13 protein-coding genes are annotated in these 11,975 nt (G+C 37.0%); 4 read left to right on the top strand and 9 right to left on the bottom strand.

Features of this window, described 5'->3' with window-relative positions; genetic code table 11:
• Window positions 1–16: 16 nt before the first annotated feature.
• From RYK16_RS03055 to RYK16_RS03040, 4 genes are all read right to left on the bottom strand, one after another.
• Window positions 17–769, bottom strand: coding sequence for a class I SAM-dependent methyltransferase (locus tag RYK16_RS03055; RefSeq protein WP_314850689.1), 753 nt, complete (start codon window positions 767–769; stop codon window positions 17–19).
• Window positions 770–837: 68 nt separating this feature from the next.
• Window positions 838–1,554 (bottom strand): RNA methyltransferase, encoded by a 717-nt coding sequence (locus RYK16_RS03050; protein ID WP_314850687.1) that lies wholly within the window; start codon window positions 1,552–1,554, stop codon window positions 838–840.
• A complete protein-coding gene (locus RYK16_RS03045) occupies window positions 1,554–2,792 on the bottom strand; it encodes a U32 family peptidase (protein WP_314850686.1) in 1,239 nt (412 codons plus the stop codon). Before RYK16_RS03045 ends, RYK16_RS03050 begins: the two co-directional genes overlap by 1 nt.
• Window positions 2,770–3,651 carry a U32 family peptidase gene (locus tag RYK16_RS03040; RefSeq protein ID WP_314850684.1) on the bottom strand — a complete coding sequence of 294 codons (882 nt, stop codon included), beginning with the start codon at window positions 3,649–3,651 and terminating at the stop codon, window positions 2,770–2,772. The genes RYK16_RS03045 and RYK16_RS03040 overlap by 23 nt, the downstream gene beginning before the upstream one ends.
• Window positions 3,652–3,850: 199 nt before the next feature.
• Between RYK16_RS03040 and RYK16_RS03035 the strand changes: the two genes are divergently transcribed.
• The 4 genes from RYK16_RS03035 (at window position 3,851) to RYK16_RS03020 (ending at window position 7,266) form a co-directional block, all read left to right on the top strand.
• Window positions 3,851–4,429, top strand: coding sequence for a folate family ECF transporter S component (locus RYK16_RS03035; protein ID WP_314850682.1), 579 nt, complete (start codon window positions 3,851–3,853; stop codon window positions 4,427–4,429).
• 69 nt (window positions 4,430–4,498) lie between these two features.
• Window positions 4,499–5,155: a YggS family pyridoxal phosphate-dependent enzyme gene (locus tag RYK16_RS03030; protein ID WP_314850680.1), complete on the top strand. Its 657-nt coding sequence runs from the start codon at window positions 4,499–4,501 to the stop codon at window positions 5,153–5,155.
• Window positions 5,152–6,393, top strand: coding sequence for an aminotransferase class I/II-fold pyridoxal phosphate-dependent enzyme (locus RYK16_RS03025; protein WP_314850678.1), 1,242 nt, complete (start codon window positions 5,152–5,154; stop codon window positions 6,391–6,393). Before RYK16_RS03030 ends, RYK16_RS03025 begins: the two co-directional genes overlap by 4 nt.
• Window positions 6,394–6,399: 6 nt before the next feature.
• Window positions 6,400–7,266: a zinc dependent phospholipase C family protein gene (locus RYK16_RS03020; protein ID WP_294207217.1), complete on the top strand. Its 867-nt coding sequence runs from the start codon at window positions 6,400–6,402 to the stop codon at window positions 7,264–7,266.
• Window positions 7,267–7,290: 24 nt separating this feature from the next.
• Here the strand turns inward: RYK16_RS03020 and RYK16_RS03015 are convergent, their stop codons facing one another.
• The 5 genes from RYK16_RS03015 to RYK16_RS02995 form a co-directional block, all read right to left on the bottom strand.
• Window positions 7,291–7,683 (bottom strand): Inorganic pyrophosphatase, encoded by a 393-nt coding sequence (locus RYK16_RS03015; RefSeq protein WP_294207221.1) that lies wholly within the window; start codon window positions 7,681–7,683, stop codon window positions 7,291–7,293.
• 119 nt (window positions 7,684–7,802) lie between these two features.
• Complete coding sequence (locus RYK16_RS03010) at window positions 7,803–8,468, bottom strand: nitroreductase family protein (protein ID WP_294207224.1); 666 nt, start codon at window positions 8,466–8,468, stop codon at window positions 7,803–7,805.
• Window positions 8,469–8,624: 156 nt separating this feature from the next.
• Window positions 8,625–10,937: an InlB B-repeat-containing protein gene (locus tag RYK16_RS03005; protein WP_314850676.1), complete on the bottom strand. Its 2,313-nt coding sequence runs from the start codon at window positions 10,935–10,937 to the stop codon at window positions 8,625–8,627.
• Between the two features lie 143 nt (window positions 10,938–11,080).
• On the bottom strand, window positions 11,081–11,641 hold the full coding sequence (locus tag RYK16_RS03000) for a 3'-5' exonuclease (protein WP_294207230.1): 561 nt from the start codon (window positions 11,639–11,641) through the stop codon (window positions 11,081–11,083).
• Window positions 11,634–11,972 carry a metalloregulator ArsR/SmtB family transcription factor gene (locus tag RYK16_RS02995; protein WP_294207233.1) on the bottom strand — a complete coding sequence of 113 codons (339 nt, stop codon included), beginning with the start codon at window positions 11,970–11,972 and terminating at the stop codon, window positions 11,634–11,636. Before RYK16_RS02995 ends, RYK16_RS03000 begins: the two co-directional genes overlap by 8 nt.
• Window positions 11,973–11,975 lie beyond the last annotated feature (3 nt).

Below are 11,975 nucleotides of genomic sequence, written 5' to 3'. Positions count from 1 at the left end.
CATAATCATACCACATCTATTTGGTAGCGACGATTTCAAATAGAGGTGTAGAAGCGTAATTAATCTTCTCCTCTTCTGTCCAAACTCTTTGGTATACTTCCCTATCAATTTGAATATTTTGAAAGCCAATCTTCTCTAGTTCTACCCGATCCCACGATGGTCTATCTGTTAGGGTCATCGGTAATTGTTCTGCGATACGTTCCATCTGGTCAAAGTTTTTGCCAATATTATGGTCATACAGATGCGCTCGTTTTACATTTTGGCGATCTTCTTCATACGCTTTGCGTAACTCTTCAGAGAATAAGTAGTGATACCAATTCGCATCGAAGACAATCAGTTTTCCTGATGGTTTTAGTACACGATACCACTCTTGATAGGCAGCTGTAGGATTTTCTAGATTCCAAGTGAGATTACGGTTGATAATTACATCCACCGAATTATCTTCAAACTCTAGAAATTCTGCTGGTTGTTTGAGAAAGCGAATAGAAAGATGATACTTTCTAGCGTTTTCATGAGCTTGTTTTAACATCTCTTCGGTACAGTCAATACCTGTCACATGGTAACCTGCTCGACTGAGAAGAATTGCCATAAAGCCTGGACCAGTACCGATATCTAATATCTTTAGGTCTTTCTTCCTTGGAAAGTGGCTTGTTAGTTCACTTAGCCAGGCAACCGTAGATGTCCCTGCCAGCTCTTCATTATTTTCAACGGAATAACTATCCGCACGCTTGGTCCAATATTGGATAATCTTTTCTTGTATTGTATGCATGTCTCTTAATCCCTTATTGTGTTTTATTCTATCATAGTTCAAATGAAAACCCGAATTTCTTCGGGTACTTATCGTCTTTGCCGATAGACTTCAAAGGATAATACAGCAGCAGCACTGGCTGCGTTTAATGCATTGCGGAAATCATTTGCGTATGGAATATAGATATTCTGTTCAATCTCATTTCGTACTGCAGATGATAATCCTCTCATCTCACCACCGATAGCTAGTAAGCATGGAATATGATAGTCAGCTTCTAGATATGTAATAGCATCTTTACGCATCGCTGCGTAGGTTTTAATACCGTGTTTTTTAATATCTTTAACTAGCTGTGGTAAGTCATCTGACATCACAATATTTAAGTATTCAAACGCACCCGCACTCGATTTAGCAATTGTGCTTTCCGCACTTGCCCAATCATGTCTAGGTAGAATCAATCCATCACAACCTGCACTATATAAAGTGCGGATAATATATCCTAAATTAAATGGATCCTCTACCCCTTCTAGCAATACAAGAAATGGTGTTTTGCCATGCATGCATTCAGACAGTTCTTGATAGACTCTAGAACCAACTTTCGCAACCAATCCACCATGTGTTCTTCCAGTTGCCATTGCATTAATTTCTTCACGTCCTAATGGCATGCATGGAATCCCTTTTTCCTTTGCACGATGTAAGATAAAGTTTAAGTCCTTATCATTTTTATGTTTATCATAGTAAAGTTTTTCTACTTTGCGATGATTCCCAAGAATGGCAGCTTTTACACTGACATTTCCTTCTAATAACATTAGCGTGCCCTCCGCACTAGGTCATTTTCACCTATTTCAAATGGAATTGGAACTTGTACCACTACCATTGGACGTCTAGAACTTACAAGGTATTCTCCCTTTGGATCTTTAATCCACTCAACTTTGAAAGTACGCTTGTCTTTGCCAGGTGAAATCACTTCTAACATCTCACCAACATCAAAGGCATTACGCGTCTCTAAGTAGGCTACATTTGCGTCTTGATCGTATCCAGCAACCTTGGCTAGGAAGTCATGATTTACATCTGCATCAGAGTATGCATGATAGATGAGTGTATTTAATCCTGCTTCACCAGGATAGAACGCTGTTGTTGTCTGGCGATTTTCAGCACGTGAGATTTCCTTTTTGTGATATGCCAATCTTTCTGGTGAAAGTGGTCCATCATTCTCTGCAATCTCATCGATCAGATGACGATATGCACTAACAACAGATGCGACATAATACTCTGTCTTCATACGTCCTTCAATCTTTAAGGAACTAACACCTGCATCCATTAATTCATACATGTAGTCCGCTGCTAGTAAGTCTTTAGAACCCATGGAATATAAAATATCTGTATTTATTTCTTTATCGTCTTGATAAACATGATATTGCCAACGACAACTTTGTGCACAACCTCCACGGTTAGCATCTCGCAATGTCATACGGTTGGATAGTGTACATCTACCAGAGTAGTTTACACACATACCACCATGGATAAAGGCTTCTGTATCTACTGGACATTCCTTTGTGATGGCATAAATATCTTCAATTGAACACTCACGCGCAAGTACCGCACGGTCTAACCCTAACTGTTCGTGGAGGAATTTAGCTGTTTCTACATTGGTAATACTCATCTGGGTGGAACAGTGAATTTCTAATTTTGGTGCACATTCACGTGCTAGTTTCATAATCGATGGTGATGCTGCAATAATCGCTGTAACACCATACTCTTCTAACTTCATTAAATACTCGCGTAAACCCTCATAATCTTCTTCATGAGGAATCACATTGGTTGTGACATGGATATGTGCGTTATGTTGACGGGCAAATTCACATGCCTCCTTGATATCTTCCATCGTAAAGTTAGAAGCTCTTGAGCGTAAGGAATAGGATTGTCCACCAATATAGACCGCATCAGCACCATAACGAATCGCTGTCTTACAACGATTCAGATCCCCTGCCGGGGCTAATAATTCAGGTTTCTTCATCATAACTTTATCTGATCGTCTTCTGTCCATAATATCCATCAGATACTGGTAATTCCGGATATTTTAGAACAAATTCCTTTCTAACACTCTCGCCATCTTCCCCATCAAGCACACGACGATACATACGTACCGCATCTAATAGCGCTGCTTGCGGAATATAGTTTCCATACATTTCAAAACGCTGAATGCCTGCGTTTGAAAAAGGCTCTAACCACGCAAATGATTCCTGTACGAAATCTGTATAGATCATCATACCTGCTTCATTTTCATATGCTGGCATCATACCATCACGTTTCTGTTCACGAAGGTATAGATGATGGTTATGATGTAACGGCTCTTCAATATTTGCGACTTCCTGATATGCTGTTAGTAATGGTCGCTTGGAAATACTCATAAGTAGGTAACCAAATACCTGAATACCAGAGTGACGTACACATGAGGCAATCTTTAAGATTTCCTCCTCTGTTAAAAGCGGTGAAATATTCACCGAATACATTCCTGTCGATAGCCAAAACTTTGCGTCCTCTGCAGAGGTTACTAAGGTTTCTGGGCTGTAGATGAGCTTATCTTCTAACGATAATTCCTTGGCTGCTTGATATAGACCAGGATCAGCAATAATAACACCATCAACCCCTATCTCTAGTAACTGTTGGATTTGTTGTTGTGCTAATTTAATTTCACTTTGTGGAAACAAACGATTCATTAGCACAAATAGCTGTATCTGCACCACACGTGCTTGTGTTAATAGTTCTTCAATCTGCGCAATCGAAAAAGTATGGAGCGAGCTAAATACTCCTCCTTCGAGTGCAACGATTACTTCATCAGCACCAGCTTCTTTAAGCAGTGCGATATCTTCTTTTCTTTCACATGTAACTGATATTTTCTTCATACCGCCCTATTATAACATGGATTTCAAGCACACCATTTGACATTGCACCTACTTATGCTATGTTATAGACGTAATTGGCGTTAAGTGCTGTTTGGGACGGGTCCTTACAGACGAAAAGCATAGCTTGCGGTCATTACAACTCCCATTATGTGAATGAAAACCTTTCTTCACAAATGGATGTGAAAGGAAGGTTTTTTATATGTTTAAAAAAGAATTTTGGAACTCATCCGCTTCAAAACTAAAATCAGTAAAATATCTTGCGTTAATGGGTGTGTTTATCGCGCTCAAGATTGTAGCTTCTAAACTATACTTCCCAGTATCCGAAAATTTAAAAGTCGGATTTGGCTTTGTGCTACTCGCAATTGAGTCATCCATTCTTGGTCCAGTTGCTGGTGCACTATCCGCAATTATTACAGATAACCTAGGTTTCTTCTTGGGTGGTGGCGGTGTCTACTTTGCAGGATATACATTAACACCAGTGCTAGCGTGCCTAGTATGGTCATGTTTCTTATATAAACAGAAGATTACTGTCGTTAAGATTGTCATCGCAAAACTCATCAACTCATTATTTGTAAATGTAGTAGTTGGATCACTTTGGAGTTCTATGTTATATGGCAAAGGTTATATTTTCTACTTTACAAAGAGCTTCATTAAGAATTCTCTTTTATTCCCAATTGAAGTCATTTTACTAGTCATTGTATTCAATGCATTAGCACCTGTACTCAAGCGCTATAAGCTCATTGATTCATCCAATACATTTCCAATTCCTTGGTTTTAATTCTCGCCTGCTGTAACATCAGCAGGTTTTCTTTTTGTATGCACAAAACCATTGGTGTATAATTGCAATATGATAGAAAAACATTACTGGAAGATTAAGCAAGCAGCCTTAAATATAGATTTATGTGTTGTTTCCAAGCATCACAGTACCGAAGAAATACAATCTTATTACGACGCAGGCGAAAGAATCTTTGCAGAAAATAGAACTGCTGAACTCGTTAAAAAGGCAGCTGTTCTACCAAAAGATATCGCTTGGCATTACATAGGACATTTACAACGTAATAAAGTAAAAGATATCTTACCTGTTGTATCCTGTATTCAATCACTCGATAATATCGCTCTTGCGAAAGTTATTGAAAAAGAAGCGACCAAACAAGATCGTAAAGTTGATGTGCTAATTGAACTACATTTAGCTGATGAAGATACCAATAAGAGTGGACTAGATCCAGCTGATGTAGAGGTATTTACAAACTTCCTCTTACAAGAGTGTCCACATATTGCAATTCAAGGTTTAATGACCATGGGACCACATACAGATGATGAAGTACGAATTCATGAAGTCTTTGCTAAAGCACATGAAATCTTCAAACATCTTCAAGCACTATTTGGTAAACAATACTTCCATACTCTTTCTATGGGTATGAGTCATGACTATCCAATCGCAATTGAACATGGTAGTACCATGTTGCGGATTGGAACATATTTATTTGAGGAGAATGAATTATGACATTTACAAAAAAGAGCGCAAATCTAACTCCAATCGCAGATGCAGTATTTACTGTCGTTGCGAAAGCAAAGGAAGATAAGCGTATCAACGGTGAAGAAAATGTAATAGACGCAACGATTGGTACACTTTGTGATAACGATGGAAACCTCGTTGCACTCAAGTCAGTATTTGATCACTACGATACAATTGACCACCGCATCAAAGCTTCCTATGCCGCAAGTTTTGATGGTAACCCAAACTTTCGCAAAGATGTATATGAATGGGTAACCCAAGGCAACAACCTAAAACTTGCACATAACGTTGTCGCAACGCCAGGTGGATCAGGTGCTGTCAGTTCTACCTTTACTTCTGTATTAGAAGAAGGAGAAACTGTCATCATCCCAAATATTGCTTGGGGTAGTTATCGTTTGATGGCTACAGAAAATAACTTAAAAATTGCTGAGTATGAACTCTTTAGTGAAGATAATCATTTCAATATCGCTTCCATCAAAGAAACGGTTCAGAAAGTGATGAAGACGCAAGAACGTATTCTATTACTCATCAATGACCCTTGCGAAAATCCTACTGGATATACGATGAGCCATGAGGAATGGAAAGAAGTTATCGACTTTGTAAATGAAGTATCTAAAACACATCCTATCATTTTAATGGATGATATTGCGTATATCGATTATGCTTACAATGTAGATACATCACGTAAGTATATGGAAACCTGGAATGCACTTAGTGATAACGCAATGATTATCGTCTGCTTCTCCTGTTCTAAAACAATGACTTCCTATGGCTTACGTTGTGGAGCTACTGTGATTCTTGCTCAACAGGAAGAATCCGTTACAGAGATGAAGACAGTATTAGAAAAGAAAGCACGTGCTACTTGGTCTAATATTCCGAATGCTGCAATGGAAAACTTCAGTTGGGTTGTTAATGAAAATAGAGAAGAATTCCTTAAGGAAAAACAATCTTACATTGATTTAATGAAAGAGCGCTCATCAATCTTCTTAACAGAAGCAAATGAAGTTAACCTACCACATTATCCATATCGTGAAGGTTTCTTCGTAACATTAAAAATCTATGATAATGATTTATGCAAAAAAGTTCATGAAGCATTCTTAGAGAATCATATTTATACAGTGAGAGTAAACCACGGTATTCGCGTTGGTTTATGTTCCCTACCAAGCCATAAGATTTATGGTCTAGCAAAGAAAATGAAGGAGATTGAGGATACTATCCTCAAGTAGAAAACTATGCCAGCTGCAACTACACACGTTGAATTTGCGAAAGATGTACTTCGTACAATAGATGAAGAACATGCACGCATGATTACTAACAAAGGGATGTTTTATCTAGGCTCTCAAGGCCCAGATATGTTATTCTTCTCAAGAGCTTCCCTATTACCAGGATCACTTAAAAAATATGGTGATTTAATGCATGATGAAAAATGCGATGAGTTTATTGATTATTTTGATAAATATAGCGAAAATGATTCTGATCTTAGAAGTTACTTCTACGGATTCTTATGTCACTACGCCCTAGATTCAACTGCGCACCCACTCATTAATGCAGTCGCAAGAGATACTCATATACAAACAGGATTACACGAAGGTGCTGCTCACGTTATTAGTGAAGCTAATATTGACGTATGGATGTTACACCAACGTGGAAGAAGTGAACAAAGCTATGATGTCTTCAACTTTATGAAGATTGATAAGGTATCTAAATCCAAGCTTGGATTAATGTATGCAGGAATGTTCCAAAATGTATTTAATCTAGAAATCAAACCTAGTTTATGTGCAGAATCTGCGACAGAGATTGTTCGTTATACAAAGTTCTTATATCCAACGAAGTTAAAGTATGATTTATTATGTGCATTAGAGAAACAAATTAAAATACCACCCGTTTTATCCGGCATGGTATTGTATAACAAAAATGATTTTAAAGTATTAAACCTTGAACATAAATCTTATCCACTTCGCTATGACTTAACAAAAGAGATTCATGCGTCATTTCCAGAATTATATGGTAAAGCAGTTAACTTCGCAAAGCAGTTAATTGATACACGTAGTCCAGAAGATTTCCGTATCAACTTCAATGGTGAACCATACCAAGAATAAAACCGATTCAATGGAATCGGTTTTTTAAATATCTGTTTCTGCCCAAGATGGTAATTCATTACCCTTACGGATTAATACAGTCTTTTGATAATTTGTTTGGTTGAGGAAACGCAATACCTGGTCTACTTCTTCCTCTGTACAACCCACAAGAACCTTTACATCTAATTCCTTGATGAGGATGTCTGCCGCAACAACTAATGCGCTAATCTCATATCGATTGCCACTACCAGCATAAACTGATACACCATCTTTTCCAAAACTCTTTGTATCGTTGATATATCCATAATCAACTGGATAGATTAAGTTCTGAAAACGTGGATGAACTTCACCTTTTTTTCTTGTAATTTGGTATCCACTGGATAAGTACAGTGTATCTAACTTCTGCCAGAAATAGGCATTATTTTCAAATTCAATCATTGTATACCCCTTTGATGTTTTCATTATACTATTACAGAATATTTCTGTAAACATATCCCATTTTCTCTGAAAAAAATTTCACTAAAATTAGAATTTTGAAATATTTATTTCAATTACTATCATTCCCAAATACTGGAATCTTTTCCTGACGCAACTTCAAAGTGATACTTTGCAATACCAATATCGGTATCTAGCGCAAAGCCAAGGCCCTTTTTAACATATACCTTTCCATCTCTATAGCCAAAGCGATAACTATGTTGGTTTAAAGCAGATGGAGCCATAGCCACAGCCTCTATTCCTTTGATAAACCAATCCGGTAGTTCAGGATAGCCAATGGATAAGTCTTTCACCTTCTTATATTTATGTTCTCTTCCTTGGTTTTCACCATATCCAATTGCGATAATCATTAAGAACTTTTCACCAGGTTTGATATCTACAACACTTTCAATCTTTTTATAGGTGCCACCTACCCAACAGGTATTAAGACCTAACATCTGTGCCTTAAGAACAATCTTTTCTCCATAGTAGCCACAGCGCTCATTCAAGGTTGAATCCTCCTTACCTACTAATGCGATATAGTTCTTTACGTTAGAGAATAATCCATAGTGATATAAACGTTTTGCGAAAGCCTGTGGTTCATTTTCAATCAGTTGAATATGTAAGTTTCCTTCTTGATTACATTCGTCAATATACTTACATAATTCATTACGCACATCTATATCAATTGACTTATCTAAGTACGAACGTACGGAATGTCTTTGCTTGATAGCATCTAATAATTCCATAATCATATCTCCTCTAAAAAGAAATGGCACAAGCTTTCTAAGATTGTGTCATTATCAATGGATGTATTATAACAGGATAGTCTTCATTATCACCATTATTTCATTTTCTATCTTGCAAAGAAAGCGACTAGATTACTAGCCGCTTATATGTATGTATTAGCGATAAGACTTCTTCATATAGGCAATGGATACCACTGCTAGTGAAGAAAGACATAGGATAGCCATATACCAAGCCATTTGGTTATGGTCAGCTGTCTTTGGTGTAGAGATACCTACCCATCGATAGACATGAGTAGTATCACCATTTACAGCTGTATTTGTAGATACATATACATATCCATCAAATACTTCTGGACCAAATGTTCCGTAGACTGTTTCCTTAATTGGCGTACCATCTTCCGTTACCCAATTTGTCTTCACGCGGTATGTATAGATAAAATCTAATAGATTCATCTGATCAGATGAAAGTGTTAAATTCTTACTTTCATAATCTACTGCATAATCTGGAATCAACTTTCCATATCTAAAGAGTACAGTATAGAGATTATCTTCACCTGTATCTTCTTGTGCTAGCACTCTTCCTTGATCATCAATATAACGGATTCTCCAACTTGTTGTCTTACGATTAATCCACTTTGCATAGATTGTCATATCATAGGAAATTGATTCATTGATATCGAACGGCTGCGTAAATGATGGATCCTTATACCAACCATCAAACCAATATCCGTCCTTAGAAGGAATATTTGGAATATCTTTACGAACACTAGACATCATTGGAATCGTTACAACTCCTGGTAGTACAGAAGTAGCGCCATTACTTACAACCGTTACATTTACACTAGGTTCTTCCCATTTTGCATAAATGAAGCGATCACGGCTAGACATTGTTGTGTTCTCTTTCAACTTAGTACCCTCTTGGAATGTATCAGTTGTATACCAACCCGTAAATACATAGTGTGATGGTACATTGCTTGGCTTAACTGGATTATTTAGGATATTTTGATAGTTGGATAATGGCTCTCCATAATAGAGATTTAGTACTGTTCCATCTGTATTTTCTAGGTGGAGATTATACTTATTACGTGTTTTATATACGTGCATATATGTTTGGCCATCACCATCATAGTCATTTACCACTTGATTATTGTTATATACAACAATTAGTGAGCCACCTGTATATGCAGTTAAATCAGGGTTAGACGCATTAACATCTGTCGTATACTCATCTACCCCATTCGTCCAATAATAATAGGAATAGTTAAATGCGGCTGTATTAGGAAAATATACGCTAAACTTACTGTAAGTAAGTGTATCTACATCCCAAATACGATTATTTGGATTTCTTGACCATGTGCCATCAGGATTTTGTTCATGATAGATTACATGAATTTTCTTTGCACTAGGAGCCACAGCTAATTTTCTAGCATGGAATTCCAAATGATATGGATCGACATTAAAGAATTGTTGTTCTGTAAAGGTAGGTGGTGTCTTGTCATAGTGAGAGCTTGCATTATTTGGTGCAGACCATAGATATGTTAGGTCAATGCTAAAAATACCATCTGTCTTATGCCCATAGATTCCCTGGTATGACTCACGACGCTCTTCTGTATTTGTAGAAAAGTTATAATACACAAGTGTAATTGTCATCACCGGACGATCATAGTAGACATTTACCACAGTTGAACCATCCGCTAAGACAAGCTTTGTCGCATTTTCTGCATCAGTCTTTGCCTGATTGTATTTACGATAGGTCGTATCGTATTGTGGACCATTATATACAACCGTACTATTTACATTCTGTGTTTTTGTTTCTGTATTAAATAATGTATATGTCTTTTGTGCATCTGTAAAGGATAATTCATCCGTTGCGTTTTGATACCAATAATTAATAATATATGTCGATTGGAATGGAATATCATACTCTGCATAAACATGCATATCCTCTGCTGGTTGTATTCCAGCATTCCATGTCTGTAAAGCACCTGTGCTATCCTGATATGCCCAGCGAATAAATACCTTGCCTGGAATCGTTGGTTGAACTGGTTGTGTCTGTGTACTTTCATATAAATATGTTAAATGGAAATCTTGTGCTGGATCACCTGTATGAAAATATGTCGTTAGCTTCTTTCTTGCATAATAAACAGAAACCGTAATATCTCCACTTGGTGCTATCTGTACCTGTTCAGGAATCAGAGCTTGAAACCCAGGATATGTTCGATTGGCTAGTGCCTGTGTCATATCCCCTACATTACCTGTAAGAGTTTCGTATTCTGCCAAGGATTCGTCTTCATAGCTGCCAGACAATGTCTGACGAATATGTCGAACGGTATAAGTTCTAGTCGTTGGTACTGGTTGTGTTGTAGGTGTTGATGAATCTGCGAATACTGCAGTAGAAATTGTGGTCACACAAATACTACATACCATCAGCAGAGCACAAAGAAAACTAATCACTCTGATTTTCTTCATTCTTTTGTCCCCCATAAATAATAGAGTTATTTTAGCACGTAAAAAGGAAATTGTAATCATTTTTTGGTGTTGTTTTTTACAAAAAAAGTTGATATGAATCTAGTAAAAAAAACAATGAATATAAAGCGTATCCATTGTTCGTTTTATAACTGATAAAGTTTTGTTTGACAACGTTCTAGTAGTTGGTAAATATCATACTCTCCAACCAGATTCATCACTGCCATGACAATTTCCAAACAACCATTCGCATCACTTAATGCATTATGGTGGTCCAGCTCAATTCCAATATACTCACATACATCATTGAGACGATGATGTTTGAGATTCGAAAAGACACGTTTACATAATTCCACTGTATCAAAGTATTCTATTACAGGTATCTTCTTACCTGTATTCAAACAAGTTTGTTTTAAACAGTTCATATCAAATCGTGCATTATGTGCCACGATCACCGCATCTTCAAAATATCCCGTTAATTCACGATAGATTTCTGAAAATGTAGGCGCATCTTCAACGTCTTTTGCAGTAATGCCATGAACACGAATATTGTAAGGTGAAAAATAACTAACGTTTTCTTCCGGTTTAATCAAAGAGTAATAGTGATCAATGACCACTCCATCTTCCATTACCGCAATACCAACTGAACAAACACTCGACATTTGATTGTTTGCAGTCTCAAAATCAATCGCAACGATTTTAGTCATCTTCTTTAATATGCTCGTATGTCATCTGGTAGATCTTTTCAATATGTTCATCTGCCATAGAGTAATAAACATTCTTGCCAATCTTCTTTGTCTTTACCAATTTCGTTTTCTTTAAAGAAGATAACTGATGGCTGATAGCACTTGTACTCATCTGTAATAAAGACGCTAAATCACCCACACATAGTTCACTGACAAAGAGTGCGTTCATAATCTTGAGTCTAGTACTATCACTAAACATATCAAAAATTAAACTCATATCATCTACGTCTGCTTCACAAATCATATTCGCTTTACATTTTTCTACTGCTTCAGGATTTACTAATTTTGTCATACT

The organism is uncultured Solobacterium sp. (assembly GCF_963550625.1).
GTDB lineage: Bacteria > Bacillota_I > Bacilli_A > Erysipelotrichales > Erysipelotrichaceae > Bulleidia.
The sequence above is the reverse complement of the archived record's forward strand: the minus strand, read 5'-3'. Positions and strand labels throughout refer to the sequence as shown.

Excerpts from the sequence above, each read along its gene's own strand:
- RYK16_RS03055 (WP_314850689.1), bottom strand. The coding sequence starts at position 769 with ATGCATACAATACAAGAAAAGATTATCCAATATTGGACCAAGCGTGCG.
- RYK16_RS03050 (WP_314850687.1), bottom strand. The coding sequence starts at position 1,554 with ATGTTATTAGAAGGAAATGTCAGTGTAAAAGCTGCCATTCTTGGGAAT.
- RYK16_RS03045 (WP_314850686.1), bottom strand. The coding sequence starts at position 2,792 with ATGGACAGAAGACGATCAGATAAAGTTATGATGAAGAAACCTGAATTA.
- RYK16_RS03040 (WP_314850684.1), bottom strand. The coding sequence starts at position 3,651 with ATGAAGAAAATATCAGTTACATGTGAAAGAAAAGAAGATATCGCACTG.
- RYK16_RS03035 (WP_314850682.1), top strand. The coding sequence starts at position 3,851 with ATGTTTAAAAAAGAATTTTGGAACTCATCCGCTTCAAAACTAAAATCA.
- RYK16_RS03030 (WP_314850680.1), top strand. The coding sequence starts at position 4,499 with ATGATAGAAAAACATTACTGGAAGATTAAGCAAGCAGCCTTAAATATA.
- RYK16_RS03025 (WP_314850678.1), top strand. The coding sequence starts at position 5,152 with ATGACATTTACAAAAAAGAGCGCAAATCTAACTCCAATCGCAGATGCA.
- RYK16_RS03020 (WP_294207217.1), top strand. The coding sequence starts at position 6,400 with ATGCCAGCTGCAACTACACACGTTGAATTTGCGAAAGATGTACTTCGT.
- RYK16_RS03015 (WP_294207221.1), bottom strand. The coding sequence starts at position 7,683 with ATGATTGAATTTGAAAATAATGCCTATTTCTGGCAGAAGTTAGATACA.
- RYK16_RS03010 (WP_294207224.1), bottom strand. The coding sequence starts at position 8,468 with ATGGAATTATTAGATGCTATCAAGCAAAGACATTCCGTACGTTCGTAC.
- RYK16_RS03005 (WP_314850676.1), bottom strand. The coding sequence starts at position 10,937 with ATGAAGAAAATCAGAGTGATTAGTTTTCTTTGTGCTCTGCTGATGGTA.
- RYK16_RS03000 (WP_294207230.1), bottom strand. The coding sequence starts at position 11,641 with ATGACTAAAATCGTTGCGATTGATTTTGAGACTGCAAACAATCAAATG.
- RYK16_RS02995 (WP_294207233.1), bottom strand. The coding sequence starts at position 11,972 with ATGACAAAATTAGTAAATCCTGAAGCAGTAGAAAAATGTAAAGCGAAT.